We start from the raw sequence: 26,703 nt of genomic DNA on the forward strand, positions 1-26,703 counted from the left end.
GCAAGCATAAAAGTCGAAAAAATGCCAAGAAAGACAATTGATCAGTAGATGGGGGGCAAACGGATTTGAGTCGATGCCATCGCGAGTCTGCTCGCGATGGCGACTTCGGCAGTGACTCAACGAAACCGGTCAACCTGATGCCGCAAGTCCGCAGTGGAATACAGGGACCTGCACGAAGGTCCCATCAGCAAATTTTCAGCGGCGAAGTTGAATACTTGAGTCATTCACCGGGAGATTGCCTGAAGCCGTCATTGCGGCGGCTTCATCGTTTCAGCTCAGATGCACGACATCCGGCAACTCCATGGACCGGACTTCATTTTGCAGAAAGTCGCTGAGCCGGCGCATGCGTTCGCCGCCGGGCCGGGTTTTCGGCCATACCAGGTAATAGCACTCGCCACTGGCAACGGCGGTCGGCCAGGGCAAACTCAGGCGCCCCTGGGCCACGTCCTCAGCCACCATCAGCAGATCGCCCATGGACACGCCATAACCCCGCGCGGCGGCGATCATGCCCAGCTCCAAGGTATCGAACACCTGCCCGCCCTTGAGTGATACCTGATCAGCCAGCCCCATGCGTTCCAGCCAGTTGCGCCAGTCGCGGCGGTCCGGGGTCGGGTGCAGCAATTCGGTATTGGCCAGACGCGTGACATCCCAAGGCTGATCGTTCAGCAGGTTGGGGGCGCCCACCGGGATCAATTCCTCGGGGAACAGGTAACTCGCCTCCCAGTCCGGGGGGAAATGTCCATTGCCCAGCAACACCGCACAGTCGAACGGCTCGTCGTTGAAATCCACCGAATCGATGTCCATCCACGCACTGGTCAATTGCACTTCGTTGCCCGGTTGCAGATGACGGAAGCGACTGAGGCGCGCCAGCAACCAGCGCATGGTCAGGGTTGACGGGGCCTTCATGCGCAGGATGTCGTCTTCGGCGCGCAAGGTATTACAGCCACGTTCAAGGGCGGTGAAGCCTTCGCGAATGCCCGGCAACAGCAAACGGGCCGACTCGGTCAGTTGCAGGTTGCGGCCACTGCGGTGAAACAAGCGGCAGGCAAAATGCTCTTCGAGCGTACGAATATGTCGGCTGACCGCACTTTGGGTAATCGACAGCTCTTCGGCCGCACGGGTAAACGAGCTGTGCCGCGCCGCCGCTTCGAATGCGCGCAGGGCATACAAGGGAGGAAGACGACGGGACATTGGGAAAGCTCCTGGTGCGGGGTTCGCCTACCCTAGCAGAAACTCTCCAGCATGAGTTTTAATCATGCTACCCATCCTTTTTATCCCTTTGTGCAAACCGCGCAAAGCGCCGAGAATCGGTGCTTTCCTGTTCCCTTTGATAATCGAGCGTGATGACCATGCAGCATCCAGCACGTACTGAACTCTGGGCCATCCTGCGGCTGGCGGGGCCGCTGATTGCCTCGCAGTTGGCGCACATGCTGATGGTCCTCACCGACACCCTGATGATGGCGCGCCTGAGTCCCGAGGCCCTGGCCGGTGGCGGGCTCGGTGCGGCGACCTATTCGTTCGTGTCGATTTTCTGCATCGGCGTGATTGCGGCCGTCGGCACTTTGGTGGCGATCCGTCAGGGGGCCGGCGATATCGTCGGGGCTACCCGGCTGACCCAGGCCGGGCTGTGGCTGGCATGGCTGATGGCACTGGCCGCCGGTTTGCTGCTGTGGAACCTCAAACCGGTCTTGCTGCTATTCGGGCAGACCGAAACCAACGTCAACGCGGCCGGTCAATTTTTGATCTTCCTGCCGTTCGCCCTGCCCGGCTACCTGAGCTTCATGGCCCTGCGCGGGTTCACCAGCGCCATTGGCCGTGCGACGCCGGTGATGGTCATCAGCCTTGGCGGTACGGTCGCCAACTTCCTGCTCAACTACGCGTTGATCACCGGCATGTTCGGCCTGCCGAAGCTGGGGTTGACGGGCATTGGGCTGGTCACGGCGATTGTCGCCAACCTGATGGCACTTGCGCTGGCGTGGCACATTCGTCGGCATCCGGCTTATGAGGCCTATCCGCTACGCCAGGGCCTGTCGCGGCTGAACCGCCAGTACCTGAAGGAGCTGTGGCGCCTGGGCCTGCCGATTGGCGGCACCTACGCGGTGGAAGTCGGGCTGTTTGCCTTCGCCGCGCTGTGCATGGGCACCATGGGCAGCACACAACTGGGGGCGCATCAGATTGCCCTGCAAATCGTCTCGGTGGCGTTCATGGTGCCAGCGGGGATTTCCTACGCGATCACCATGCGCATCGGCCAGCACTATGGCGCCGGGCAATTGCTGTATGCGCGGCTGGCCGGGCGGGTGGGCATTGCGTTCGGGGCGGCAGCGATGCTGTGTTTCGCCATGGTCTTCTGGCTATTGCCGAACCAATTGGTCGGTTTGTTTCTCGACCACAACGACCCGGCGTTTCGCGATGTCATCAACCTGGCCGTGAGCCTGTTGGCGGTGGCGGCATGGTTCGAGCTGTTCGACGGCGTGCAAACCATTGCCATGGGCTGCATTCGCGGACTCAAGGATGCCAAGACCACTTTCCTCGTCGGCCTGGGTTGCTACTGGCTGATTGGCGCACCGGCAGCGTGGTGGATGGCGTTCCACCTGAATTGGGGGCCAACGGGTGTCTGGTGGGGCTTGGCGCTGGGGCTGGCGTGCGCGGCGGTGAGCCTGACGCTGGGGTTTGAGTGGAAGATGAAGCGGATGATTCGACGGGAGCCAACGCAACAGAACGACTTCACGGTCGCTCAGCCAGACTGAGATCCCCTGTGGGAGCAGCCCTGTGGCGAGGGGGCTTGCCCCCGTTCGGTTGCGCAGCAACCGCAAAGCCAGAAAATGCGATGTACCTGACAGAGCTCGGTTGCAGGATAAGGGGCCGCTTCGCGACCCAACGGGGCGGTGCGGCGTTCCGACAAGCCCCCTCGCCACAAAAGCCCGCTCCACAGGGGTGTACACGTCAGCTCACGATTTCCAGCATCGGCTGCTGACTGGAACCAAACGTCAGATATTCCACCAACTCGGCCAGCGGCAATGGCTTGCTGATCAAATATCCCTGCACCTGATCGCATTCAAACCCGCGCAGCAGATCCAGTTGCTCCGGCGTTTCCACGCCTTCTGCGACCACCTCGAGGTTGAGGTTGTGCGCCAGGTTGATCATCGCGTGGACCAGCTTGCGGTTTTCCTCACGCTGCTCCATACCGCCGACAAAGCTCTTGTCGATCTTCAGCAAGGTGATCGGCAGGCTGTTGAGGTGCACGAACGACGAGAACCCGGTGCCGAAGTCGTCGAGGGAGAAGCGCACGCCGAGGCGCCCGAGGGCATCCATGGTCTGCTTGACCAGATCGCTGCGACGCATCACGGCGGTTTCGGTCAGCTCGAACTCCAGCCACTGCGCCTCGACACCACGCTCGGCAATCAGGCGACTGAGGGTCGACAACAGCTGGCTGTCCTGGAACTGTCGGAACGACAGGTTGATCGCCATGTGCAACGGCGGCAAACCCAGCTCAAGCAGCGCCTGCATGTCGCGCAAGGCCCGGGAAATCACCCAGTAGCCCAGCGGCACAATCAGACCGCTTTGCTCAGCCAGCGGCACGAACTCACTCGGAGGCAGCAAGCCGCGCTCGGCATGCCGCCAGCGCACCAACGCTTCGAGGCCAACGATCTGCCCGTCTTCGAGGTTCAGCCGTGGCTGGTAATGCAGCTCCAGCTCATCACGACGCAGCGCCCGGCGCAGCTCGGTTTCGAGGTCGGCGATGCTGCGGGCATTGCGGTTGATGCGCTCGTTGAAAATGTGAAAGGTGCAACCCTGGGTGCTTTTGGCCTGCTGCATGGCGATGTGCGCATGCCACATCAGCGGGTCCGCACCGGCCTGGGCCCGGGCGTAGGCGATGCCCAGGCTGGAGCCGATCAACAGGCTTTCGCCGTCGACCCAGTAAGGCTCGGCCAGTGCTTCGCTGATGCGCTCGGCCATCCACTCGGCACGCTGGGGAGCGCGACGGGTGTCGATCAGCAGAGCGAATTCATCACTGCCCAGGCGCGCCAGTTGATCGCCGGCCTCAAGCTGGTTTTTGAGCCGCGCCACCACTTGCAGGATCAGGCGGTCACCGGCCTGATGGCCGAGGGCGTCGTTGGCATAACGGAAGTTGTCGAGATCGAGATGACCGAGGGCCAGGCCGCGACCGTCGTTTTCCGCCAGGCGCGCCGTCAGCAGGGTCTGGAAACCCTGGCGGTTGGCGATGCCGGTCAGCGGATCTTGCTCGGCCAGGCGTTGCAGAGTGTTTTCCAGGACGCCGCGTTCGCGCACATGGCGCAGGCAACGGCGCAACATGCCGGGATCGAGCAAATCGCGCACCAGCCAGTCACTCACGCCGTCGGGCGGGGTCAGCGGCTCATGGTCGAGCAACAACACCGTCGGCAGGCTGCAACGGCCCGGCGCCGGTTGAAGTTGCGGGATGGTCAATAACACCGCGCTGCGGTTGTCATCGAACAGGCTGCTGACCGACTCCCAACTCGGCGCGCTGATGAGCACGGCCGAGCTCCCCATAGGAGCCAGACACTCGCGCAACAACGCTGCCCACGCTGGCTCTTCGGCCAGTAGCAGCAAACGCAAGGGTTCGACAGGCGTAGACAAGCTAGCTCCCTAGACTCTGCAAAGATGTAGGCGACGGGCATTATGCCGTTCCGATGACCAATGACAATGACATCAGTGAGCAAAACGAGCCCTTTGTATCCGGAATTACGAACATTAGCCGCAAATTCGTTGCGCATCCTGCGTGAAAGTAACAAAACCGGCAATTACAGATAGCGTGCTACGTCACAAGTCGGACAGAGCAGCACAATTCGCTGAGCCTGTTAAAATGCCGGCCCATTTTGTGACTGACTCCTGAATTTACGTATGTCCCGACTCAATCCCCGGCAGCAAGAAGCCGTGAACTACGTCGGCGGCCCTCTATTGGTGCTCGCCGGTGCTGGCTCCGGCAAGACCAGCGTGATCACGCGCAAAATCGCGCACCTGATCCAGAACTGCGGCATTCGCGCCCAGTACATCGTCGCCATGACCTTTACCAACAAGGCCGCCCGCGAAATGAAGGAACGGGTCGGCACCCTGCTGCGTGCCGGTGAAGGGCGCGGGCTGACGGTCTGCACGTTCCACAACCTGGGCCTGAACATCATCCGCAAGGAACACGTGCGGCTGGGCTACAAACCGGGCTTCTCGATCTTCGACGAGACCGACGTCAAGGCCCTGATGACCGACATCATGCAGAAGGAATACTCGGGCGACGACGGCGTCGACGAGATCAAGAACATGATCGGCGCCTGGAAAAACGACCTGATCCTGCCGGCCCAGGCCCTGGAAAACGCGCGCAACCCCAAGGAACAGACCGCTGCCATCGTCTACACCCACTACCAGCGCACGCTCAAGGCGTTCAACGCGGTGGACTTCGACGACCTGATCCTGCTGCCGGTGAAGCTATTCGAGGAGCACGCCGACATCCTGGAAAAGTGGCAGAACAAGGTGCGTTACCTGCTGGTCGACGAATACCAGGACACCAACGCCAGCCAGTACCTGCTGGTGAAAATGCTCATCGGCAAGCGCAACCAGTTCACCGTGGTGGGCGACGATGACCAGTCGATCTATGCCTGGCGCGGCGCTCGCCCGGAAAACCTGATGCTGCTCAAGGAAGACTACCCGTCCTTGAAAGTGGTGATGCTGGAGCAGAACTACCGCTCCACCAGTCGCATCCTGCGCTGCGCCAACGTGCTGATCTCGAACAACCCCCACGAATTCGAAAAGCAGCTGTGGAGTGAAATGGGTCACGGCGACGAGATCCGCGTGATCCGTTGCCGCAACGAAGACGCCGAGGCCGAGCGCGTGGCCATGGAAATCCTCAGCCTGCACTTGCGCACCGACCGCCCGTACAGCGATTTCGCGATCCTGTATCGCGGTAACTACCAAGCCAAGCTGATCGAACTGAAGTTGCAGCATCACCAAGTGCCGTATCGCCTGTCCGGCGGCAACAGCTTTTTCGGACGTCAGGAAGTGAAAGACCTGATGGCCTACTTCCGCCTGATCGTGAACCCGGACGACGACAACGCCTTCCTGCGGGTGATCAACGTGCCGCGCCGCGAGATCGGTTCGACCACGCTGGAGAAGCTGGGTAACTACGCCACCGAACGCAAGATCTCGATGTACGCTGCCACCGACGAGATGGGTTTGGGCGAGCATCTGGACAGCCGCTTCACCGATCGCCTGTCGCGCTTCAAGCGCTTCATGGACAGGGTCCGCGAGCAGTGCGCCGGCGAAGACCCGATCTCTGCCCTGCGCAGCATGGTCATGGACATCGACTACGAGAACTGGCTGCGCACCAACAGCTCCAGCGACAAGGCTGCCGACTACCGCATGGGTAACGTCTGGTTCCTGATTGAAGCGCTGAAGAACACCCTGGAAAAAGACGAAGAAGGCGAAATGACCGTCGAGGACGCCATCGGAAAACTCGTCCTGCGCGACATGCTCGAGCGTCAGCAGGAAGAGGAAGATGGCGCCGAAGGCGTGCAGATGATGACCTTGCATGCGTCCAAGGGCCTGGAATTTCCCTACGTGTTCATCATGGGCATGGAGGAGGAAATCCTCCCGCACCGCTCCAGCATCGAAGCCGACACTATCGAAGAAGAACGTCGCCTGGCCTACGTGGGCATTACCCGCGCGCGCCAGACCCTGGCCTTCACCTTCGCCGCCAAGCGCAAGCAGTACGGCGAGATCATCGATTGCGCACCGAGCCGCTTCCTCGATGAGTTGCCGCCGGACGATCTGGCCTGGGAAGGCAACGACGACACACCGACCGAAGTCAAAGCCGTGCGCGGCAACAATGCATTGGCGGATATACGCGCGATGTTAAAGCGCTAGAATTGACCACTTTTTTAAAACCTTAGGGCGCACAAGGCGCCAACAGAGGACAGCTTCATGGAAGCCCTGCACAAGAAAATTCGCGAAGAAGGCATCGTGCTTTCCGACCAGGTCCTGAAAGTCGACGCCTTTCTGAACCACCAGATCGACCCAGCCCTGATGAAGCTGATCGGCGACGAATTCGCCACGCTGTTCAAGGATTCGGGCATCACCAAGATCGTCACCATCGAAGCCTCGGGCATCGCCCCGGCGATCATGACCGGTCTGAACCTGGGTGTGCCGGTGATTTTCGCCCGCAAGCACCAGTCCCTGACCCTGACCGAAAACCTGCTGTCGGCGACCGTGTACTCGTTCACCAAGCAGACCGAAAGCACCGTGGCGATCTCCCCGCGCCACCTGACCAGCAGCGACCGCGTGCTGATCATCGATGACTTCCTGGCCAACGGTAAGGCGTCCCAGGCACTGATTTCGATCATCAAGCAGGCTGGCGCCACCGTGGCGGGCCTGGGCATCGTGATCGAGAAGTCGTTCCAGGGCGGCCGTGCGGAACTGGACTCGCAGGGTTATCGAGTAGAGTCCCTGGCCCGGGTGAAGTCGCTGGCCGATGGTGTTGTGACCTTTATCGAGTAAGCAGCCACACAGTAATACCCCTGTAGGAGCGAGCCTGCTCGCGATTGCATAGTGTCAGCCGACATAGTCATTGGCTGATACACCGCTATCGCGAGCAGGCTCACTCCTACAGTTGTTTTTGGGCGAGCAGTTATTGCACGGTGGCCTTGAGGCCTGTGAGCAGCAGGCGCTGATACAAATCCTCCTTCATCCCCTCCGGGCTTGCCAGTTGCATGCGCTGCAGATGCTCCGGGAACGACGCGGGCTCCGGCGCATCCAGTGCCGCCTTGCCTAACTCCAGCACCTCGCTCAGCTTGAACTTGCTCTTGAGCCAGTTCAGTGCCCGCAACAGATCACACTCGACCTCGGTGAAATCGCAACCCAACGGATACTCCGGAAACAGCTGCGGATGCCGCGCCTGAATCGCCTGTAAACGCTGCGGACTGTTATCGGTAAAGCGCGGATCGAGACAGAAGTCCTTGGGTAGTTTGCCGACTTTCTGCGCCTGCTCGATCAACCCCGGCTGAAAACGCGAGTCGCTGATATTGAGCAAGGCCTCGATCACCGCCGCATCGGTCTTGCCGCGAAGATCGGCGATGCCGTATTCGGTGACCACGATGTCCCGCAAGTGCCGGGGAATCGTGCAGTGACCGTATTCCCAGACGATGTTCGAGCTGACATCGCCGCCAGACTCGCGCCAACTGCGCAGCAACAAGACCGAGCGCGCACCTGCCAGTGCATGCCCCTGAACCACGAAGTTGTATTGCCCGCCTACGCCGCTGAGCACACGTCCGTCTTCGAGCTGATCCGCCACCGCGGCACCGAGCAAGGTCACGGTGAACGCAGTGTTGATGAACCGCGCATCCAGGCGCTGCAAACGCTTGAGTTCTTCCTGGCCGTAGAGCTCGTTGATGTAGCTGATGCGGGTCATGTTGAATTCGAGCCGCTTGTTTTGCGGCAACTCGCGCAAGCGTTCGTAGTAGCTGCGCGGACCGAGGAAGAATCCGCCGTGCACCGAGATGCCATCGGTTTGCGCAGCTTCGTCGAGGGTGCCGGCATTCGCCTGCTGTTGGGTCGCCACGTCCGGATAAACCTTGCGCCGCACGATCCCGGCATCCGCCAGCACCAGCAAGCCGTTGACGAACATTTCGCTGCAACCGTACAAGCCCTTGGCGAAGGGTTCGATGCCGCCTTCGCGCTCGATCAGTTGCGACCACTGACTGAGGTTTACGTCTGCCAGCAAAGCCCTGTATCGGTCGTTGTCTGCTTGCCGCGCCAGCAGTGCCGCTGTCAGCGCATCGCCCATGGAGCCGATACCAATCTGCAAGGTGCCGCCGTCACGCACCAAGGTGCTGGCGTGCAGGCCGATGAAATGGTCCTGACACCCCACCGGCATGTTCGGCGTGGAAAACAGCGTGGTGTTGTCCTTCTCATCGATCAGCAGGTCAAAGGTGTCGATGCCGAGTTCCGCATCGCCGGGCATGTAGGGCAGATCGTTGTGCACCTGGCCGACCATCAGGATGGTTTCTCCGGCGGCGCGGCGCTTGGCGATCATCGGCAACAGGTCGAGGGTGATGTCCGGGTTGCAGCTCAGGCTCAAGCGGTCGGGATGCTCGGCTTCGCTGGCCACCAGTTGCGCCACCAGATTCAACCCGGCGGCATTGATGTCCCGCGCCGCATGGCTGTAATTGCTGCTGACGTAATCCTGTTGCGCCGTGGCACTGTTGAGCAGGCTGCCAGGCTGCATGAAGAACTGCTGGACGTGGATGTTGCCCGGTAGACCGTCGCGGCGCAGGTCGGCGAGAAATTCCAGCTCCGGATAATCGCCGAAGACCCGCTCGACAAAGGGTTCGAGAAAGCGCTTTTGCAAACCATCGCCCAAGGGTGGGCGCCCCAGGCACAACGCGGTGTAGATCGTCAGCCGTCGCTCGGGCGACTGTGCGATTCGTTGATACAGCGCGTTGACGAAGTGATTGGGTTTGCCCAACCCCAGAGGCAGGCCCATGTGGATATGCGCCGGCAACCGTGCCAAGACGTCATCGACTGCCTGTTCGATAGAGCACAGCTGAACCATCGGATCCTCCCTCACGTTCCATGACTTGGGCTTGAACCGAGCTTGCCGTGTCTTTGCTGCAATGAACAGCCACCCGGGTTAAATCACAGGCACAAAAAAGCCGCTCGAAAGCGGCTTTTCAGCAGCAAGACTCAGGCTTATTTCAAGCCGGACATCTTCTGGATGGCGCCTTTGAGCTCGGCGTCGGAGCAATCGGCGCAGGTGCCTTTAGGCGGCATCGAGTTGATACCGGTAATGGCTTTGGCCAGGATGCCGTCGAGGCCGCCCTGGTGATCGGCACGGTCTTTCCAGGCAGCGGCATCACCGATTTTCGGCGCGCCCAACAGGCCTGAACCGTGGCAAGCGTTGCAATGTTTTGCAATCACTTCATCCGGGGTTTTCGCACCACCACCGCCGCCAGCGGCAGTGGCCACTTCCATGCCCTTGCACTCTTTACCCTGAACACAAACCTGGCCGACTGGCTCAAGGCGTTTGGCGATATCGTCGTTGGTCGCAGCCTGAGCGCTGACACTGACAGCCCAAAGGGCCAATACGGTTGCTGGTGCAGCCAGCATTTTCATAATTAGGTTCACGCGTTCACCCTCAATGGTGGCTAGTCACGCCTACGGCCACGGTTCGCAGGCGGGCGCAAGTATAGCGGTAAGCCCGTCGCACTGAAACAACCCCAAAGTCGGAGGGGTCTTAGGCCGCGACGGAAAAACAGCCTGGGCGCCTCTGCGATGCTGGCAGGACGCCCCTTTTCTTAGAAATTCGCCGGCGTGGCTGCGCTGATTAGTCGCGCTGGCACGTCGAACGGATTACGGAAACGGTGTGGCTTGGTACTTTCAAAGTAGTAGCTATCGCCGGCTTCGAGGACAAAAGTTTCGAGTCCGACCACCAGTTCCAGTTTTCCTTCGACCAGGATGCCGGTTTCCTCGCCCTCATGGGTGAGCATCTCGTCACCGGTGTCGGCGCCTGGCGGATAGATTTCATTGAGGAATGCGATCGCCCGGCTCGGGTGCGCCCGACCGACCAGTTTCATGGTCACCGCGCCATCGGAAATATCGATCAGCTCGTTGGCTTTGTAGACGATCTGAGTCGGTTTTTCCTGCAGGATTTCTTCGGAAAAGAACTCGACCATGGACATGGGAATCCCGCCCAACACCTTGCGCAGCGAACTGATCGAGGGGCTGACGCTGTTCTTCTCGATCATCGAAATCGTGCTGTTGGTGACCCCCGCCCGTTTGGCGAGCTCACGCTGGGAAAGGCCTTTGAGCCTACGGATGGATTGCAGTCGTTCACCGACGTCCAAAGCTTGCGCCTCCAGGATTCAGATTGTTGGAATAGTGAGCGTTATCATGGCGACAGCGTTCAGTATTTACAACACCTTGACCTGAATCCTGCTCAGCGAGGCGACTTCCGGTCTGGAGCCCTGCGCACTAAGCCCCGGAATAGAGCAGTGGCACTCGACGCAGGTTGCAGAAGATCTGGTAAGGAATCGTGCCGGCAGCCATGGCCACATCGCTGGCGAGGATGTTTTTGCCCCACAATTCGACGGTCGAACCAAGGCCGGCCTGCGGCACATCGGTCAGGTCGATACAGAGCATGTCCATCGATACCCGACCGATCAACTGGCTGCGCTGCCCGGCAACCAGCACTGGCGTGCCGGTCGGTGCCAGACGCGGGTAGCCGTCGGCGTAACCCATGGCCACGACGCCAATGCGCATCGGTTTGGGGGTGATGAATTTGGCGCCGTAACCGACGGGCTCGCCAGCCGGCAACTCGCGCACACTGATCACTTTCGATTCCAGGGTCATGACCGGTTGCAGGCGCGATGCCGCTTCGTTGGCTTCTTCGAAAGGCGTGGCGCCATAGAGCATGATGCCTGGGCGCACCCAATCGCTCGGAATCTGCGGCCAACCGAGCACCGCTGGCGAGTTGCGCAGGCTGACCTCGGCGGACAAGCCCTTGCGCGCAGCTTCAAATACCGCCACCTGATCGGCGCTGGCCTGCTCGTGCAGTTCGTCGGCGCGGGCAAAGTGGCTCATCAGCACCACTTTCGCGACTTTGCCGCTGGCCAACAGCCGTTGATAGGCCGCCTGATAATCCGCCGGGTGCAGACCCACGCGGTGCATGCCCGAATCGAGCTTCAGCCACACGGTGATCGGCTTGCTCAACGCCGCTTTCTCGATGGCTTCGAGCTGCCACAGCGAATGCACCACGCACCAGAAATCATGCTCGACGATCAGCGCCAGCTCATCGGCTTCGAAAAAACCTTCCAGCAGCAGGATCGGCGCACGAATGCCCGCCGCCCGCAGCTCCAACGCCTCTTCGATGCAGGCCACGGCAAACCCGTCCGCCTCGGCTTCCAGCGCCTGGGCGCAACGCACCGCACCGTGACCATAGGCATCGGCCTTGATCACCGCGAGGGCTTTGGCCCCCGTGAGCTCACGGGCGATTCGGTAGTTGTTGCGCAGGGCTTGAAGGTCGATCAGGGCACGGGCAGGACGCATGGCGGCAGACTTCTGGTCGGGTTATCGGGAAGAAAAACCGGTGCTGGCTAACGGCGTGAACCGCCAGCAGCACCGGGAGAGGGATCTGTCTGAAAGCTTATGGCAGAGCGGCTACAACCGACAGCTCGACCAGGATTTCCGGTTCGCACAATTTCGATTCAACGGTGGCACGGGCCGGGGCGAATCCTTTTGGCAGCCACTGGTCCCACACCGCGTTCATGCCTTCGAAATGCGCGTCGATGTCCTTCAGGTAAATCGTCACCGACAGCAGATGGTGCTTGTCGGTGCCGGCCAGATCGAGCAACCGCTCGATGTTGGCGAGGGTTTCGCGGGTCTGCTGTTCAATCCCGGCGTTCAAGTCATCGCCAACCTGTCCGGCCAGGTAAACCGTGCCGTTATGGGTGACGATCTGACTCATGCGCTCATTGGTGAGCTGGCGCTGGACTGACATGCTTTGCAGACTCCTGGGTTTTTTTGCCATAACGGGAAATATCGAGGCCTTCGGCGCTGATCTGCGGCTTTTTCTTCGCTATCAGGTCCGCCAGCAAGCGACCGGAGCCGCAAGCCATGGTCCAGCCGAGCGTGCCGTGGCCGGTGTTCAGGAACAGGTTCTTGAACGGGGTGGCACCAACGATCGGGGTGCCGTCCGGAGTGGTCGGACGCAGGCCGGTCCAGAAATCGGCCTGGGCCAGATCGCCGCCCTGAGGATAAAGGTCGTTGACGATCATCTCCAGGGTTTCGCGGCGACGCGGATTCAGCGACAGGTCAAAACCGGCGATTTCAGCCATGCCGCCAACGCGGATGCGGTTGTCGAAACGGGTGATCGCGACCTTGTAGGTCTCGTCGAGAATGGTCGAAGTCGGGGCCATCGCCGGGTTGGTGATCGGCACGGTCAGGGAGTAGCCCTTGAGCGGGTACACCGGCGCCTTGATCCCCAGCGGCTTGAGCAGTTGCGGCGAGTAGCTGCCGAGGGCCAGCACGTAGCGGTCGGCGGTTTCCAGCTTGCCGTCGATCCACACGCCATTGATGCGATCACCGGCGAAGTCGAGGCGCTGAATGTCCTGGCCGAAACGGAATTGCACACCGAGGTTCGCGGCCATCTCGGCGAGCTTGGTGGTGAACATCTGGCAGTCGCCAGTCTGGTCGTTCGGCAGGCGCAGGGCACCGGCGAGGATGTCAGTGACGCTTGCCAGCGCCGGTTCAACGCGGGCAATGCCGTCGCGGTCGAGCAGCTCGAACGGCACGCCGGACTCTTTCAGCACGGCGATGTCTTTCGCGGCGCCGTCCAGTTGAGCCTGGGTGCGGAACAGCTGGGTCGTACCAAGGCTACGGCCTTCGTAGGTGATGCCGGTTTCGGCACGCAGTTCATCGAGGCAGTCACGGCTGTACTCGGACAGACGGACCATGCGCTCCTTGTTCACCGCGTAACGGCTGGCGGTGCAGTTGCGCAGCATCTGCGCCATCCACAGGTATTGGTCGATGTCGGCAGTGGCCTTGATCGCGAGTGGCGCGTGGCGCTGCAACAGCCACTTGATGGCCTTGAGCGGCACACCTGGCGCGGCCCACGGCGAGGCATAACCCGGCGAAACCTGCCCGGCGTTGGCGAAACTGGTCTCCATGGCAGCAGCTGGCTGCCGGTCCACAACCACCACTTCAAACCCGGCGCGGGCCAGATAATAAGCACTGGTGGTACCGATGACGCCGCTACCCAAGACCATGACGCGCATTTTCATATCCCTCATCGCGGCTAACCGCTGACGTTTGTTATTCAGAGCTTTAGATGCGCGCAGTGTAAAAAAGATTTGCCAGTGCTTTTCACTATATAAGCGCTTATATTTGGCGACAATTCTCGGCAAAAACCCTTTTCACGGAGGCGCATCCCCTATGCGTACCAACACTCAGACCAAACGTGAGCTGGACAAGATCGACCGCAATATCCTGCGGATCCTGCAAGCGGACGGGCGGATTTCCTTTACGGAGCTAGGAGAAAAGGTCGGGCTCTCGACCACGCCCTGTACTGAGCGGGTCCGGCGTCTGGAGCGCGAAGGGATCATCATGGGCTACAACGCCAGGCTCAATCCGCAGCACCTGAAGGGTAGTCTGCTGGTGTTCGTCGAAATCAGCCTGGACTACAAATCCGGCGATACTTTCGAAGAGTTCCGACGTGCGGTGCTGAAATTGCCCCATGTGCTGGAGTGTCATCTGGTGTCAGGGGATTTCGACTACCTGGTGAAAGCGCGGATTTCCGAGATGGCCTCGTACCGCAAATTGCTGGGCGACATCCTGCTCAAGCTGCCTCATGTGAGGGAGTCCAAGAGCTATATCGTGATGGAAGAGGTGAAAGAGAGCCTGACCTTGCCGATTCCGGATTGAAATTTGCGGTGTCCGAACCGGCCCCATCGCGGGCAAGCCCGCTCCCACAGGTACAGTGGCGATCCTGTGGGAGCGGGCTTGCCCGCGATGAAGTCGACTCGGTTCTGCTGAAGTACGCCGCCGCCTAAACCAACACCTGCCGAGTGCTGGCCATGTACTCAAACACCTGCTTCTCCACCCGCGGATGAATCAATTCCACCGGCCCGCGCCCATTGGGGCATGGCAAGGTCTTGGTGGTACCGAACAACCGACAGATCAGCGGCCGCTCGCCATACACCGTGCAACCATTCGGCCCCAGATGCACACAGTTGAGCTCTTCCATGGCGGCATCCTGCTCGGCGCGGGTCTTGCGCGGCAGTCGCGACATTTCTTCCGGCGAGGTGGTCACCGGCCCACAGCAGTCATGGCAGCCGGGAACGCACTCGAACGAGGGGATCTGTTGTCGCAATGTGCGGATCGTCTGGCTGTTGCAGCTCATTGCAGCGGTGACCAATAGCGGAATAGAGCGCGATTCTGACGCAAAAGACTCGATCCAGACAGCACCAGCCGACCAATGTTGCCCGTCCGGGAAGCTCCGGCTTATGCTCCGTCAGGTTTTCCAAACGCAAGCATCAGGAACACGCACATGAATGCCCGTGCTCAACAGCCTGCTCAGAACCACACCGCGTCCTACTACGCCGCCAGCAGCCTGCCGCAGCCCGAACTTGCGGCGCTCAAAGGCGAAGTGCTGGCTGATGTCTGTGTGGTGGGCGGCGGGTTTTCGGGGTTGAACACGGCGCTTGAGCTGGCCGAACGCGGCCTCAGTGTGGTGCTGCTCGAAGCCCATAGAATCGGCTGGGGCGCCAGTGGACGCAATGGCGGGCAGCTGATTCGCGGCGTCGGCCACGGTCTTGATCAGTTCACCAACGTCATCGGTGCGGAAGGTGTTCGGCAAATGAAACTCATGGGCCTGGAAGCCGTGGAAATCGTCCGGCAACGGGTCGAGCGCTTCCAGATCCCCTGCGACCTGACCTGGGGCTACTGCGACCTCGCCAACAAACCCCGTGACCTTGAAGGCTTCGCCGAGGATGCCGAAGAACTGCGCAGCCTCGGCTACCGCTACGAGACCCGTTTGCTGCAAGCCAACGAGATGCACACCGTGGTCGGCTCCACGCGTTACGTTGGCGGCCTGATCGACATGGGCTCGGGGCACCTGCATCCACTGAACCTGGCCTTGGGCGAAGCAGCCGCGGCACAACGTCTGGGGGTCCAGTTGTTCGAGCACTCGGCCGTAACCCGCATCGACTATGGCCCCGAGGTCAAGGTCCATGCCGCCGAGGGCTCGGTGCGCGCCAAGACCCTGGTGCTGGGTTGCAATGCCTACCTCAATAACCTCAACCCGGAACTCAGCGGCAAAGTCCTGCCCGCCGGCAGCTACATCATCGCCACCGAACCACTGAGCGAAGTACAGGCCCACGCCCTGCTGCCGCAGAACATGGCGGTCTGTGACCAGCGGGTGGCGCTGGACTACTACCGGCTCTCGGCGGACCGACGCCTGCTGTTTGGCGGCGCCTGCCATTACTCGGGCCGCGACCCGAAAGACATCGCCGCGTACATGCGCCCGAAAATGCTCGAGGTTTTCCCGCAGCTGAGCGCAGTGAAGATCGATTACCAATGGGGCGGCATGATCGGCATCGGCGCCAACCGTCTGCCGCAGATCGGGCGACTCAAGGACCAGCCGAACGTGTACTACGCCCAGGCCTATTCCGGTCATGGCGTGAATGCCACGCACCTGGCGGGCAAGCTGCTGGCCGAAGCGATTAGTGGGCAGCACAGTGGTGGTTTTGATTTGTTCGCCAAGGTGCCGCACATCACTTTCCCCGGCGGCAAGCATTTGCGCTCGCCGTTGCTGGCGTTGGGGATGTTGTGGCATCGGCTTAAAGAGTTGGTCTGAAAGATTGTCGGTGTCAGCTCTGACGCCTTCGCGGGCAAGCCCGCTCCCACAGGGATTACTGGTGTTCACAAGATTTGTGTTCACCACCGAAACCTGTGGGAGCGAGCTTGCCCGCGAAGAGGCCGAAACAATACTGCAAAGCTCAGATCCGCCAGAAAGGCTTCAGCCCCTCCTCCCGCGCCTGCTCCCGGGTCAGCCCGATGTCCTTGAGCTGATCGGCCGTCAGCGCCAGCAAGGCCTTGCGCGTGTGCAGGCGACGCCAGAACAGATCCCAGCGACTCAGGCCGGACGACGCATTGCCCATAGACGCATGGCGTGCGTTGTCCGTTTGCCCTGCCGCCAGTTCCTGACTGTGTAACGTCAGCCGCACATCGCTCAAACCGTTCATCTTGGATGCTCCTGTTTACTTGGGTAGCCAGAGGTTCCATGATGCGTGGGCGCGCAAAAGCATTACAGATTCAAAGCAACTGTATTAACTCAATACAGTTTTGCCGATTCCGCCACTGAATCCCGATTTTTTGCCCGATCTGTACTGGTTAACCGAATCACTCCTATCGAGGCTGCACCATGACCCTTTACGTCAACCTCGCCGAATTGCTCGGCACACGTATCGAACAGGGCTTCTACCGCCCCGGTGACCGGCTGCCTTCGGTACGGGCGCTGAGCGTCGAGCACGGCGTCAGCCTGAGCACGGTGCAGCAGGCCTATCGGGTGCTGGAAGACAGCGGGCTGGCCATGCCACGCCCCAAATCCGGGTACTTCGTGCCGGCCAGTCGCGAGCTGCCGGATTTGCCGGCAGTCGGCCGCCCGGCCCAACGGCCGGTGGACATTTCCCAATGGGATCAAGTGCTGGAGTTGATTCGCGCCGTGCCGCGCAAAGACGTGGTGCAACTGGGCCGCGGCATGCCGGACATCACCAGCCCGACCATGAAACCGCTGCTGCGTGACCTGGCGCGAATCAGCCGGCGGCAGGACATGCCCGGTCTGTATTACGACAACATCCACGGCAACCTCGAACTGCGCGAACAGATCGCTCGCCTGATGCTCGATTCCGGCTGCCAGTTGAGCGCCAGCGAACTGGTGGTCACCACCGGTTGCCACGAAGCGCTGTCCACCAGTATTCGCGCGATCTGCGAACCCGGCGACATTGTCGCAGTGGACTCGCCGAGCTTTCACGGTGCGATGCAGACCCTCAAGGGCCTGGGCATGAAAGCCCTGGAAATCCCCACCGATCCATTGACCGGCATCAGTCTCGAAGCGCTGGAACTGGCCCTGGAGCAGTGGCCGATCAAGGTCATACAGCTGACCCCCAACTGTAACAACCCGTTGGGCTACATCATGCCGGAGTCGCGCAAACGCGCGTTGTTGACGCTTGCGCAGCGCTATGACGTGGCGATCATCGAGGACGATGTGTATGGCGAACTGGCCTACACCTACCCGCGCCCGCGCACGATCAAGTCCTTCGACGAGGACGGTCGCGTCCTGTTGTGCAGTTCGTTTTCCAAAACCCTGGCGCCGGGCCTGCGCATCGGCTGGGTTGCGCCCGGCCGCTATCTGGAACGGGTGCTGCACATGAAATACATCAGCACCGGATCCACCGCACCACAACCGCAGATCGCCATCGCCGAATTTCTCAAGGGCGGCCACTTCGAACCGCATTTGCGGCGGATGCGCACGCAATACCAGCGCAATCGCGACGTGATGATTGATTGGGTGACCCGCTATTTCCCGGCCGGTACCCGCGCGAGTCGCCCACAGGGCAGCTTCATGCTGTGGGTCGAACTACCGGAAGGTTTCGACACCCTGAAACTGAATCGCGCATTGCACGACCAAGGCGTACAGATTGCCGTGGGCAGTATTTTTTCCGCCTCGGGCAAGTACCGCAATTGCCTGCGCATGAACTACGCTGCCAAGCCAACACCACAGATCGAAGACGCGGTGCGCAAGGTCGGTGCGACAGCGATCAAACTGCTGGCGGAAACCGATCAGCTCAGCGACTGACTTTTATTCGGGGATCAGCGTCCATATGCCTATCTGCGCCGCCAAACGGAACGATCCTACGTGAGAGTCAGACAGCCCCTGCTTGCTCTTCTGCTACTCACCGCGTTCCTGGACGGTTGCGCCAACCTCGAAGTACAGCGTGTGCCGAGCCAGGCGCTGCCGGCTTCAAACTCCGCATTCGGCCGCTCGGTCCAGGCGCAGGCCGCACCTTACAAGGGACAATCGGGCTTTCGCCTGCTATCGGACAGCACCGAGGCCTTCACCGCCCGCGCCGAACTGATCCGTAACGCCCAAAGCAGCCTCGACTTGCAGTACTACATCGTGCACGACGGCATCAGCACGCGCATGCTGATCGAGGAGTTGCTCAAGGCTGCCGACCGGGGCGTACGGGTGCGGGTACTGCTCGACGATACTGCCAGCGATGGCTTGGACCGGGTCATTGCCACCCTCGCCGCGCATCCGAACATCCAGATCCGCGTGTTCAACCCGCTGAATCTGGGCCGCAGTACGGGGGTGACGCGCACCGTGGGCCGACTGTTCAACCTGTCGCAACAGCATCGACGCATGCACAACAAATTGTGGCTTGCGGACAACAGCATGGCCATCGTCGGCGGGCGCAATCTGGGGGACGAGTATTACGATGCCAAGCCCAACATGAATTTCACCGACATCGACATGCTCAGTGTCGGCCCGGTCGCCGAGCAACTCGGGCACAGTTTCGACCAGTACTGGAACAGCGCCCTGAGCAAGCCGATCGACGAATTCCTGTCGAGCAAACCCACACCCCGGGACCTGGAAAACACCCGCGTCCGACTGGAAGAGTCCCTGGCGGAAACGCGCAAACAGAATCACGCGCTCTATAAACACTTGATGACTTTCACCACCCACCCACGCCTGGACATCTGGCGCCGCGAGCTGATCTGGGCCTGGAACCAGGCATTGTGGGATGCGCCGAGCAAGGTACTGGCCAAGGGCGAGCCCGATCCGCGGTTGCTGCTTACCACGCAACTCGCACCTGAACTCAATAACGTCAGCAAAGAGCTGATCATGATCTCGGCCTACTTTGTGCCCGGCCAGCCGGGACTGGTGTACCTGACCGGGCGCGCCGATGCCGGCGTTTCTGTGAGTTTGCTGACCAATTCACTGGAAGCCACGGACGTTCCCGCCGTACACGGTGGTTACGCGCCCTATCGCAGGGCGCTGCTGGAGCACGGCGTGAAGCTGTACGAATTGCGTCGCCAACCCGGCGAGGGAGGCGGCAGCGGTAGCGGGCCGCATCTGTTTTCCAGCAGCGCCTATCACAGCTCTGACTCCAGCCTGCACAGCAAGGCGATGATATTCGACCAGCAGAAATCCTTTATCGGCTCGTTCAATTTCGATCCACGCTCGGTGCTGTGGAACACCGAAGTCGGCGTACTGGTGGACAGCCCGGAATTGGCCGCACGGGTCCGCGAACTGGCGCTGCAGGGCATGGCGCCGGCCCTGAGTTATCAGGTGGAGCTGGAAAACGGAAAGATCGTCTGGACCACCGAAGACGACGGGAAAATGCACACCCTGACCAAGGAGCCAGGGAGTTGGTGGCGACGCTTCAATGCGTGGATGAGCAATACGGTTGGGCTGGAGAAGATGTTGTAGCCAGCCGATGATCCATTGTGGTTCTTCAGGCTGGCTCTGCAGCCGCGCCAAACGCCCCTTGCCGCGACACCACAATCAACACACCCAAGGCCCCTACCGCCATCAGCAACGGCAATGCATGCCCGCTGATCCACTGGCTGCCGGCACCCGCCAGCAGCGGCCCGATCAGACAACCAATCCCCCACAGTTGGGCGATGTGTGCGTTGGCCCGCACCAGCGCATCGTCGCGATAACGCTCGCCGATCAGGATCAACGATAAGGTGAACAACCCGCCAGCGCTGGCGCCGAACAGCACCCACAGCGGCCAGATCATCAGCGTGTCGATCAGCAGCGGGATTGCCAGGCTCGATATCAGCAGGACCACAGCACAACCGGCGAACAACGCGCGTCGCGACAAACGATCGGCCAACGCACCAATCGGCAATTGCAGCACCGCATCGCCGACCACCACCGTACTGACCATCGCCAAAGCGATTTCCGTGGTGAAGCCCTGTCGCAGGCAGTAGACCGGCAACAGCGTCAGGATCATCGCTTCGAACGCGGCAAACAGCGACACCGCCCAGGCAATCGCCGGCAGGCCTCGACAGAACTCAAGCAAATCACGCAGGGTCACGCTGCTGGCCTCGCTGCTCGGCGCGCCACTGCGTCCCAACAGCAGGAACGGTGCAGCCATCAGCAAACCGACACCCACCCAAAAGCCATAGTCATGCTCGGTACCGAGGAAGCCCAGCAATACCGGCCCTGCCAGCTGACTCAAGGCGTAGCTGCTGCCATACAGCGCCACCAGCCGCCCGCGCCATTGCTCGACCACCAGTTGATTGATCCAGCTTTCACCGATGATGAATACGAGGGTCAGGATCACCCCGATCATCAGCCGCAGCACCAACCAGATCGGATAGCTCGGCAACAGCGCCAGCAAACCGATCGAGACCGCCCCGGCCCACAGGCACAGACGCATCAGATTGGCCGTGCCGAAGCGCGCCGCCAGATGGCTGGAGACTTTCGCCCCCAGCAGGACACCAATGGCCGGCATCGCCGCCATCACACCAATGGCAAACGAGCCGTAGCCCCAGCTTTCCAGGCGAAACGACACCAGCGGCATGCTGACACCCAGGGCCAAGCCGACACTCAGGACAGATGCCAAAACGGCGAAATAAGTCGCCCAACGCATGTTCCACGCTCCTGTGGATATTTTTATATGCAGCGCAAAGTACTGTGGGAGCGAGCCTTTGTGGCGAGGGGGCTTGCCCCCGTTGGGTCGCGGAGCGGCCCCAAAACCTGCAATTGCGGTGTATCAAGTACACCGCATGCAATGGTTTTGCGCCTGCTTCGCAGCCGAACGGGGGCAAGCCCCCTCACCACAGGGCTCGCTCCCACAAGGGATCTGCGTCGTTCGGGAGGCCTGCTCTACAACAGGCCTCCCTTAACGGCTTACAACTTGATCCAGGTCGCCTTCAGCTCGGTGTACTTGTCGAAAGCGTGCAGGGACTTGTCGCGACCGTTGCCGGACTGCTTGAAGCCACCGAACGGAGCAGTCATGTCACCGCCATCGTACTGGTTGACCCACACGCTACCGGCACGCAGTGCGCGGGCGGTGAGGTGAGCCTTGGAGATGTCGGCCGTCCAGACCGCAGCAGCCAGGCCGTACGGTGTGTCGTTGGCGATCGCGATGGCTTCTTCGGCGCTGTCGAATGCGATGACCGACAGTACCGGGCCAAAGATTTCTTCCTGGGCGATTTTCATCGCGTTGCTCACACCGTCGAAAATCGTCGGCTCAACGTAAGTACCGCCCGTTTCCTGGAGCGTACGCTTGCCACCGGCCACCAGCTTGGCGCCGTCGGCATGACCAGACTCGATGTAAGACAGCACGGTGTTCATCTGCTGGGTATCGACCAGCGCACCAACGTTGGTTGCAGGATCCAGCGGATTGCCCGGCTTCCAGGTTTTCAGTGCCTCGATCACCAGTGGCAGGAATTTGTCCTTGATCGAACGCTCGACCAGCAGGCGCGAACCGGCGGTGCAGACTTCGCCCTGGTTGAAGGCGATGGCGCCAGCTGCGGCTTCAGCAGCGTCTTGCAGGTTCGGTGCATCGGCGAACACGATGTTCGGGCTCTTGCCGCCAGCTTCGAGCCAGACGCGCTTCATGTTCGACTCGCCGGAGTAGATCAACAGCTGCTTGGCGATCTTGGTCGATCCGGTGAACACCAGGGTGTCGACATCGTTGTGCAGGGCCAGGGCCTTGCCGACGGTGTGACCGTAACCCGGCAGCACGTTCAGCACGCCTTTCGGGATGCCGGCTTCGACAGCCAGTTCAGCGATGCGAATGGCGGTCAGCGGGGATTTTTCGGACGGTTTGAGGATCACCGAGTTACCGGTGGACAGCGCAGGACCAAGTTTCCAGCACGCCATCATCAGCGGGAAGTTCCACGGCACGATGGCGCCAACAACACCCACCGGCTCACGGGTCACAAGACCCAACTGGTCGTGCGGAGTGGCCGCTACTTCGTCGTAAATTTTGTCGATGGCTTCGCCGCTCCAGCTCAGGGCTTGCGCCGCACCGGGAACGTCGATGTACAGGGAATCGCTGATCGGCTTGCCCATGTCCAGGGTTTCAAGCAGGGCCAGCTCTTCGGCGTGCTGCTTGAGCAGGCCGGCGAAACGGATCATGGTGGACTTGCGCTTGGTCGGCGCCAGGCGCGACCAGGCACCGGAATTGAAGGTGGCGCGAGCGTTTTCCACGGCGCGCTGGGCATCGGCGGCGTCACAGCTGGCAATCTTGCCCAGCAGACGGCCATCGACCGGGCTGATGCACTCGAAGGTCTGGCCGGAAACGGCGTCGGTGTATTCGCCATTGATATAGGCGCGGCCTTCGATTTTCAGGTCGCGGGCACGTTGTTCCCAGTCGGCACGGGTCAGGGTGGTCATGCGAGTGTCCTCCTCTTATTGATACGACACCCGCGTTCTTCGCGGGCGCTGTCAGGAATTCTGCCCGGCCAGCCTGCTTTTCGGCCCAAGGCATCCACCACCCTAAACCAGCCGCACATGAAGTTTCAATATATTTGACATAACACCGGCAAACGGCCTTGCGATGTTCATTTTAATAAACATAGACTTTGAGCCTTTCAGTGTCCGGTCTCGCCAATACGTTCCTCTTTTGACGAGCAGATGTTGTTGTCAGGCAAGGCGCCGTGACGAGTCATAGCCCGCTATGGCGAGGAGCGGCAACGCAGCATGACAGCAACAGATGCCGTCAAAAAGGAACAGTATTGGCGAGACCGGACACCCACCACTCGCGCCGTAATCACGGGGGATAACAACAATGAACATCCAGAACGTCGTCGACTTCAGCCAGGCCACCACCGCCGCCGAACGCTACCGCCCGGACGCAGCCAAAGTGCTCAAGGGCGACCCGGAACAAGCCGTTTACAACCACTACAACAGCCCTTGTGGCCAGTTGAACGCTGGTGTGTGGGAAGGTGCAGTCGGGCAGTGGACAGTGAACTTCACCGAGCACGAGTACTGCGAGATCCAGCAAGGGGTTTCGGTGCTGCGTGACAACGAGGGCAATGCCAAGACCCTGCGCGCAGGCGACCGCTTCGTGATCCCCGCCGGATTCAAAGGCACCTGGGAAGTGCTGGAGCCATGCCGCAAGATCTACGTAGCGTTTGAACAGAAGGCTTGAAGCAAGATCATCGAAATACTTAAAAGCCCGTCCTTGGTGACGGGCTTTTTCATGGGCGGGCTCCGGCAAACATCGCGATACAGTACAGCAGGTGATAAATATTCGGGGCTGCTCCAGTATTTCTTCACGGCATCCAAGACGGATGACGGGAGCAATTTCGCTCACTCACCAATTGCAAGGAAGCGATATATGACCACTGATTTGAAACAACACCTGGACACAGCCATTCAGTACATCGGCCGGCAATACTCCGAAGAGCTGCGTGGAGAGCTCGCCAACAAGACCGGGCTGGCGGTACGTCCGAGGGGCATCGGGTTCATCATGACCAAAGACTACAATCCCGCACGGATCAATCTGCTGGTTGAAAACGAAATCATCACCCATGTCACCATGGGCAATTGATTTGCGCTAAACCGTGCATCGCTCTACTCAGCACTGAAGCACTGTGACTTGATCAGACTGAAGAGTTACCCGTTTTTTCAAGCACAACAAAAAAGGCCCGTATCTCGCGATACGGGCCTTTTTCGTAAGAGGGAAAAATCAATTACTTGATTTTGCCTTCCTTGTAGATCACGTGCTTGCGAACAACCGGATCATATTTCTTGATCTCGATTTTGTCCGGGGTAGTACGCTTGTTCTTGTCGGTAGTGTAGAAGTGACCAGTACCGGCGCTCGAAATCAAACGAATCAATTCACGCATGATTAGCTCCCTTAAACCTTGCCATCGCGGCGAAGTTCGGCCAGCACGACAGTGATGCCACGCTTGTCGATGATACGCATGCCTTTGGCAGATACGCGCAGACGCACAAAACGTTTCTCTTCTTCAACCCAGAAGCGGTGATGCTGCAGGTTCGGCAGGAAACGACGACGGGTTTTGTTGTTTGCGTGGGAAATGTTATTCCCAGTCACCGGACCCTTACCGGTAACTTGACATACTCTAGACATGCCTCAGCCCTCTAAAACCACATGCCCAACCCGGCATGGGTTGGCCGCTTAATCTCTCAGTCATTTGGCGCCAGGCGCCGCGTTTCTTTAGAGGTCTTACCGGCTACACCTACAGTGAAGGAACCGGGCCCCTAGAAAAGAGCGCTGCTTTATACCAGAAAGACTGGAGAGCAACAACATTCGGTGCGCGTTGAATTCACAAAAACCCCGTTTTTCGGGCTCCGAGCGCCTTGGACAAAGGCTATCATCGATGGCGACCGCTCGTCGCAGAGAATCGGCCAACCGGCCAAATCAGGATTTTGCTCTCCCGCCTCACAGCAAATTCAGGCGCTATAGTCCTCTCAAAATGAAAAAGGGGATAGTCATTTGCAAACGAGCCCACTAGGGTAAGCCTTTTCCAGACTGCACTTGCAGATGGGCCTTCGATCTGTAAAGGAAGCCGACCATGCGCCTCGCTGCCCTACCGCTATTGCTCGCCCCGCTTCTGCTGAGCCCACAGGCCTTTGCCGCCGCCCTGAGCGTCTGCACCGAGGCCAGCCCTGAAGGCTTCGACGTGGTGCAGTACAACTCGCTGACCACCACCAACGCCTCGGCCGATGTGCTGATGAATCGCCTGGTGGACTTCGACACGGCTAGTGGCAAAGTGGTCGCCAGCCTCGCCGACAGCTGGGAAGTCAGCCCCGACGGCCTGACCTACGTCTTCAAGTTGCACCCGCAGGTGAAATTCCATCGCACCGAGTATTTCACCCCAACGCGCGACCTGAGCGCCGAAGACGTGATTTTCAGCTTCGACCGCATGCTCGACCCGGCCAATGCGTGGCACAAAGTCGCCCAGAGCGGCTTCCCCCATGCGCAATCGATGCAGTTACCTGCATTGATCAAGAAGATCGACGCCCTCGACCCGCAGACCGTACGCTTCACCCTCGACCACCCGGATTCGACCTTCCTGGCGACCCTGAGCATGGGCTTCGCCTCGATCTATTCGGCCGAATACGCCGACAAACTGATGAAGGCCGGCACACCCGAGAAGCTCAACAGCCAGCCAATCGGCACAGGGCCGTTCGTTTTCACTCGCTTCCAGAAGGACGCCTCGGTTCGCTACAAAGCCAACCCCGAATACTTCGGTGGCAAACCTCTTGTAGATCCGCTGATCTTCGCCATCACCCCGGACGCCAACGTGCGCCTGCAGAAATTGCGCCGTAACGAATGCCAGATCGCCCTGTCGCCCAAGCCTCTGGACGTACAGGAAGCGCTGAAAGAGCCGACGCTGAAAGTCGAAAAGACTGACGCGTTCATGACCGCATTCGTCGGCATCAACAGCCAGCATCCGCCATTGGACAAGCCTGAAGTCCGCCAGGCCATCAACCTTGCCTTCGACAAGGCCAGCTATGTCAAAGCCGTGTTCGAAGACACCGCCGAGGCGGCCAACGGTCCGTACCCACCCAACACCTGGAGCTACGCGAAAAACCTGCCGGGCTACCCTCACGACATTGCGAAGGCCAAAGCCTTGATGGCCAAGGCCGGACTCAAGGACGGCTTCCAGACCACCATCTGGACCCGCCCTTCCGGCAGCCTGCTTAACCCCAACCCAAGCCTTGGCGCTCAACTGCTGCAGTCTGACCTCGCGGAAATCGGCATTCAGGCCGAAATCCGCGTGATCGAATGGGGCGAACTGATCCGCCGCGCCAAGGCCGGTGAACATGACTTGCTGTTCATGGGCTGGGCCGGTGACAACGGTGACCCGGACAACTTCCTCACGCCGCAGTTTTCCTGCGCCGCGGTCAAGTCCGGTACCAACTTCGCCCGCTACTGCAATCAGGACCTGGACAAGCTGATCAGCGCCGGCAAGACCACCGGCGAGCAAGGTGTGCGCAGCAAACTCTACGAACAGGCCCAGGCGCAGATCCAGCAGCAGGCGCTGTGGTTGCCACTGGCCCACCCGACTGCGTTCGCGCTGACGCGCAAGGATGTCGAGGGGTACTCGGTCAGCCCGTTCGGCCGGCAGGACTATTCCAAGGTCAGTATCAAATAACCCAACCACCACACATAACCTGTGGGAGCGAGCTTG

At 60.3% G+C, this 26,703-nt stretch carries 24 protein-coding genes; 10 read left to right on the forward strand and 14 right to left on the reverse strand.

Annotated features, from left to right (window positions below; genetic code table 11):
• Positions 1-270: 270 nt before the first annotated feature.
• Positions 271-1,191: a LysR substrate-binding domain-containing protein gene (locus KGA96_RS01990; protein WP_046038988.1), complete on the reverse strand. Its 921-nt coding sequence runs from the start codon at positions 1,189-1,191 to the stop codon at positions 271-273.
• Positions 1,192-1,349: 158 nt separating this feature from the next.
• On the opposite strand from KGA96_RS01990, the gene KGA96_RS01995 reads away from it, so the two are divergent.
• A complete protein-coding gene (locus tag KGA96_RS01995) occupies positions 1,350-2,747 on the forward strand; it encodes a NorM family multidrug efflux MATE transporter (RefSeq protein WP_223465220.1) in 1,398 nt (465 codons plus the stop codon).
• Between the two features lie 196 nt (positions 2,748-2,943).
• On the opposite strand, the gene KGA96_RS02000 is transcribed toward KGA96_RS01995, so the two are convergent.
• Positions 2,944-4,617 carry a putative bifunctional diguanylate cyclase/phosphodiesterase gene (locus tag KGA96_RS02000; protein ID WP_223465219.1) on the reverse strand — a complete coding sequence of 558 codons (1,674 nt, stop codon included), beginning with the start codon at positions 4,615-4,617 and terminating at the stop codon, positions 2,944-2,946.
• Between the two features lie 264 nt (positions 4,618-4,881).
• Here KGA96_RS02000 and rep point away from each other — a divergent pair, with 264 nt between their 5' ends.
• Both rep and KGA96_RS02010 read left to right on the forward strand, forming a co-directional pair.
• On the forward strand, positions 4,882-6,891 hold the full coding sequence (rep, locus tag KGA96_RS02005) for a DNA helicase Rep (RefSeq protein WP_046038986.1): 2,010 nt from the start codon (positions 4,882-4,884) through the stop codon (positions 6,889-6,891).
• 57 nt (positions 6,892-6,948) lie between these two features.
• Entirely contained in the window at positions 6,949-7,521 is a 573-nt protein-coding gene (locus KGA96_RS02010; RefSeq protein WP_046038985.1) for a xanthine phosphoribosyltransferase, read from the forward strand.
• A 130-nt stretch (positions 7,522-7,651) separates the two neighbouring features.
• On the opposite strand, the gene KGA96_RS02015 is transcribed toward KGA96_RS02010, so the two are convergent.
• The 6 genes from KGA96_RS02015 to dadA all read right to left on the reverse strand — a co-directional run bounded on the left by KGA96_RS02015 (position 7,652) and on the right by dadA (position 13,793).
• Entirely contained in the window at positions 7,652-9,574 is a 1,923-nt protein-coding gene (locus KGA96_RS02015; protein ID WP_046038984.1) for an acetyl-CoA hydrolase/transferase C-terminal domain-containing protein, read from the reverse strand.
• Between the two features lie 137 nt (positions 9,575-9,711).
• A complete protein-coding gene (locus tag KGA96_RS02020) occupies positions 9,712-10,134 on the reverse strand; it encodes a c-type cytochrome (protein ID WP_046038983.1) in 423 nt (140 codons plus the stop codon).
• Positions 10,135-10,316: 182 nt separating this feature from the next.
• Positions 10,317-10,865 (reverse strand): cupin domain-containing protein, encoded by a 549-nt coding sequence (locus KGA96_RS02025; RefSeq protein WP_008023455.1) that lies wholly within the window; start codon positions 10,863-10,865, stop codon positions 10,317-10,319.
• A 127-nt stretch (positions 10,866-10,992) separates the two neighbouring features.
• On the reverse strand, positions 10,993-12,066 hold the full coding sequence (gene alr / locus KGA96_RS02030; protein ID WP_056726341.1) for an alanine racemase: 1,074 nt from the start codon (positions 12,064-12,066) through the stop codon (positions 10,993-10,995).
• A 97-nt stretch (positions 12,067-12,163) separates the two neighbouring features.
• Complete coding sequence (locus tag KGA96_RS02035; protein ID WP_223465217.1) at positions 12,164-12,517, reverse strand: RidA family protein; 354 nt, start codon at positions 12,515-12,517, stop codon at positions 12,164-12,166.
• Complete coding sequence (gene dadA / locus KGA96_RS02040) at positions 12,489-13,793, reverse strand: D-amino acid dehydrogenase (RefSeq protein ID WP_223465216.1); 1,305 nt, start codon at positions 13,791-13,793, stop codon at positions 12,489-12,491. The genes KGA96_RS02035 and dadA overlap by 29 nt, the downstream gene beginning before the upstream one ends.
• Positions 13,794-13,950: 157 nt before the next feature.
• Here dadA and KGA96_RS02045 point away from each other — a divergent pair, with 157 nt between their 5' ends.
• Positions 13,951-14,439 carry an Lrp/AsnC ligand binding domain-containing protein gene (locus KGA96_RS02045; RefSeq protein ID WP_007975155.1) on the forward strand — a complete coding sequence of 163 codons (489 nt, stop codon included), beginning with the start codon at positions 13,951-13,953 and terminating at the stop codon, positions 14,437-14,439.
• Positions 14,440-14,563: 124 nt separating this feature from the next.
• On the opposite strand, the gene KGA96_RS02050 is transcribed toward KGA96_RS02045, so the two are convergent.
• Positions 14,564-14,917: a YkgJ family cysteine cluster protein gene (locus KGA96_RS02050; protein ID WP_223511475.1), complete on the reverse strand. Its 354-nt coding sequence runs from the start codon at positions 14,915-14,917 to the stop codon at positions 14,564-14,566.
• Positions 14,918-15,064: 147 nt separating this feature from the next.
• On the opposite strand from KGA96_RS02050, the gene KGA96_RS02055 reads away from it, so the two are divergent.
• On the forward strand, positions 15,065-16,372 hold the full coding sequence (locus tag KGA96_RS02055) for an NAD(P)/FAD-dependent oxidoreductase (RefSeq protein WP_223511482.1): 1,308 nt from the start codon (positions 15,065-15,067) through the stop codon (positions 16,370-16,372).
• 142 nt (positions 16,373-16,514) lie between these two features.
• On the opposite strand, the gene KGA96_RS02060 is transcribed toward KGA96_RS02055, so the two are convergent.
• Positions 16,515-16,760: a DUF1127 domain-containing protein gene (locus tag KGA96_RS02060; protein ID WP_223511485.1), complete on the reverse strand. Its 246-nt coding sequence runs from the start codon at positions 16,758-16,760 to the stop codon at positions 16,515-16,517.
• A 179-nt stretch (positions 16,761-16,939) separates the two neighbouring features.
• Here KGA96_RS02060 and KGA96_RS02065 point away from each other — a divergent pair, with 179 nt between their 5' ends.
• Both KGA96_RS02065 and KGA96_RS02070 read left to right on the forward strand, forming a co-directional pair.
• Complete coding sequence (locus KGA96_RS02065) at positions 16,940-18,373, forward strand: PLP-dependent aminotransferase family protein (RefSeq protein WP_046038975.1); 1,434 nt, start codon at positions 16,940-16,942, stop codon at positions 18,371-18,373.
• Positions 18,374-18,433: 60 nt separating this feature from the next.
• A complete protein-coding gene (locus tag KGA96_RS02070) occupies positions 18,434-20,008 on the forward strand; it encodes a phospholipase D family protein (protein WP_223511487.1) in 1,575 nt (524 codons plus the stop codon).
• Positions 20,009-20,033: 25 nt separating this feature from the next.
• Here the strand turns inward: KGA96_RS02070 and KGA96_RS02075 are convergent, their stop codons facing one another.
• Positions 20,034-21,179, reverse strand: coding sequence for an MFS transporter (locus tag KGA96_RS02075; protein ID WP_046038972.1), 1,146 nt, complete (start codon positions 21,177-21,179; stop codon positions 20,034-20,036).
• A gap of 260 nt (positions 21,180-21,439) precedes the next feature.
• A complete protein-coding gene (locus KGA96_RS02080; RefSeq protein WP_223465213.1) occupies positions 21,440-22,933 on the reverse strand; it encodes an aldehyde dehydrogenase in 1,494 nt (497 codons plus the stop codon).
• A 394-nt stretch (positions 22,934-23,327) separates the two neighbouring features.
• Here KGA96_RS02080 and KGA96_RS02085 point away from each other — a divergent pair, with 394 nt between their 5' ends.
• Together KGA96_RS02085 and KGA96_RS02090 are read left to right on the forward strand one after the other, a co-directional pair.
• Positions 23,328-23,690, forward strand: a complete 363-nt coding sequence (locus KGA96_RS02085; RefSeq protein ID WP_046038968.1) for a cupin domain-containing protein — start codon at positions 23,328-23,330, stop codon at positions 23,688-23,690.
• A 189-nt stretch (positions 23,691-23,879) separates the two neighbouring features.
• Entirely contained in the window at positions 23,880-24,092 is a 213-nt protein-coding gene (locus KGA96_RS02090) for a hypothetical protein (RefSeq protein WP_046038966.1), read from the forward strand.
• Positions 24,093-24,234: 142 nt separating this feature from the next.
• Here the strand turns inward: KGA96_RS02090 and rpmG are convergent, their stop codons facing one another.
• Both rpmG and rpmB read right to left on the reverse strand, forming a co-directional pair.
• On the reverse strand, positions 24,235-24,390 hold the full coding sequence (gene rpmG / locus KGA96_RS02095; protein ID WP_003177274.1) for a 50S ribosomal protein L33: 156 nt from the start codon (positions 24,388-24,390) through the stop codon (positions 24,235-24,237).
• A gap of 11 nt (positions 24,391-24,401) precedes the next feature.
• Positions 24,402-24,635, reverse strand: a complete 234-nt coding sequence (rpmB, locus tag KGA96_RS02100) for a 50S ribosomal protein L28 (protein ID WP_007975166.1) — start codon at positions 24,633-24,635, stop codon at positions 24,402-24,404.
• Between the two features lie 445 nt (positions 24,636-25,080).
• Between rpmB and KGA96_RS02105 the strand changes: the two genes are divergently transcribed.
• Positions 25,081-26,667 (forward strand): ABC transporter substrate-binding protein, encoded by a 1,587-nt coding sequence (locus tag KGA96_RS02105; protein ID WP_046038964.1) that lies wholly within the window; start codon positions 25,081-25,083, stop codon positions 26,665-26,667.
• Positions 26,668-26,703 lie beyond the last annotated feature (36 nt).

The sequence above is a fragment of the Pseudomonas sp. GL-R-26 genome (assembly GCF_019947365.1).
In the GTDB taxonomy this organism is placed as follows: domain Bacteria; phylum Pseudomonadota; class Gammaproteobacteria; order Pseudomonadales; family Pseudomonadaceae; genus Aquipseudomonas.

Bases quoted from the DNA above. Each gene is read 5' to 3' on its own strand.
- KGA96_RS02035 (WP_223465217.1), bottom strand. From the start codon at position 12,517: ATGTCAGTCCAGCGCCAGCTCACCAATGAGCGCATGAGTCAGATCGTC.
- KGA96_RS01995 (WP_223465220.1), top strand. From the start codon at position 1,350: ATGCAGCATCCAGCACGTACTGAACTCTGGGCCATCCTGCGGCTGGCG.
- alr (WP_056726341.1), bottom strand. From the start codon at position 12,066: ATGCGTCCTGCCCGTGCCCTGATCGACCTTCAAGCCCTGCGCAACAAC.
- KGA96_RS02045 (WP_007975155.1), top strand. From the start codon at position 13,951: ATGCGTACCAACACTCAGACCAAACGTGAGCTGGACAAGATCGACCGC.
- KGA96_RS01990 (WP_046038988.1), bottom strand. From the start codon at position 1,191: ATGTCCCGTCGTCTTCCTCCCTTGTATGCCCTGCGCGCATTCGAAGCG.
- KGA96_RS02075 (WP_046038972.1), bottom strand. From the start codon at position 21,179: ATGCGTTGGGCGACTTATTTCGCCGTTTTGGCATCTGTCCTGAGTGTC.
- KGA96_RS02085 (WP_046038968.1), top strand. From the start codon at position 23,328: ATGAACATCCAGAACGTCGTCGACTTCAGCCAGGCCACCACCGCCGCC.
- KGA96_RS02105 (WP_046038964.1), top strand. From the start codon at position 25,081: ATGCGCCTCGCTGCCCTACCGCTATTGCTCGCCCCGCTTCTGCTGAGC.
- KGA96_RS02055 (WP_223511482.1), top strand. From the start codon at position 15,065: ATGAATGCCCGTGCTCAACAGCCTGCTCAGAACCACACCGCGTCCTAC.
- rpmG (WP_003177274.1), bottom strand. From the start codon at position 24,390: ATGCGTGAATTGATTCGTTTGATTTCGAGCGCCGGTACTGGTCACTTC.
- KGA96_RS02065 (WP_046038975.1), top strand. From the start codon at position 16,940: ATGACCCTTTACGTCAACCTCGCCGAATTGCTCGGCACACGTATCGAA.
- KGA96_RS02010 (WP_046038985.1), top strand. From the start codon at position 6,949: ATGGAAGCCCTGCACAAGAAAATTCGCGAAGAAGGCATCGTGCTTTCC.
- rep (WP_046038986.1), top strand. From the start codon at position 4,882: ATGTCCCGACTCAATCCCCGGCAGCAAGAAGCCGTGAACTACGTCGGC.
- dadA (WP_223465216.1), bottom strand. From the start codon at position 13,793: ATGCGCGTCATGGTCTTGGGTAGCGGCGTCATCGGTACCACCAGTGCT.
- KGA96_RS02060 (WP_223511485.1), bottom strand. From the start codon at position 16,760: ATGAACGGTTTGAGCGATGTGCGGCTGACGTTACACAGTCAGGAACTG.
- KGA96_RS02080 (WP_223465213.1), bottom strand. From the start codon at position 22,933: ATGACCACCCTGACCCGTGCCGACTGGGAACAACGTGCCCGCGACCTG.
- KGA96_RS02015 (WP_046038984.1), bottom strand. From the start codon at position 9,574: ATGGTTCAGCTGTGCTCTATCGAACAGGCAGTCGATGACGTCTTGGCA.
- rpmB (WP_007975166.1), bottom strand. From the start codon at position 24,635: ATGTCTAGAGTATGTCAAGTTACCGGTAAGGGTCCGGTGACTGGGAAT.
- KGA96_RS02020 (WP_046038983.1), bottom strand. From the start codon at position 10,134: ATGAAAATGCTGGCTGCACCAGCAACCGTATTGGCCCTTTGGGCTGTC.
- KGA96_RS02090 (WP_046038966.1), top strand. From the start codon at position 23,880: ATGACCACTGATTTGAAACAACACCTGGACACAGCCATTCAGTACATC.
- KGA96_RS02050 (WP_223511475.1), bottom strand. From the start codon at position 14,917: ATGAGCTGCAACAGCCAGACGATCCGCACATTGCGACAACAGATCCCC.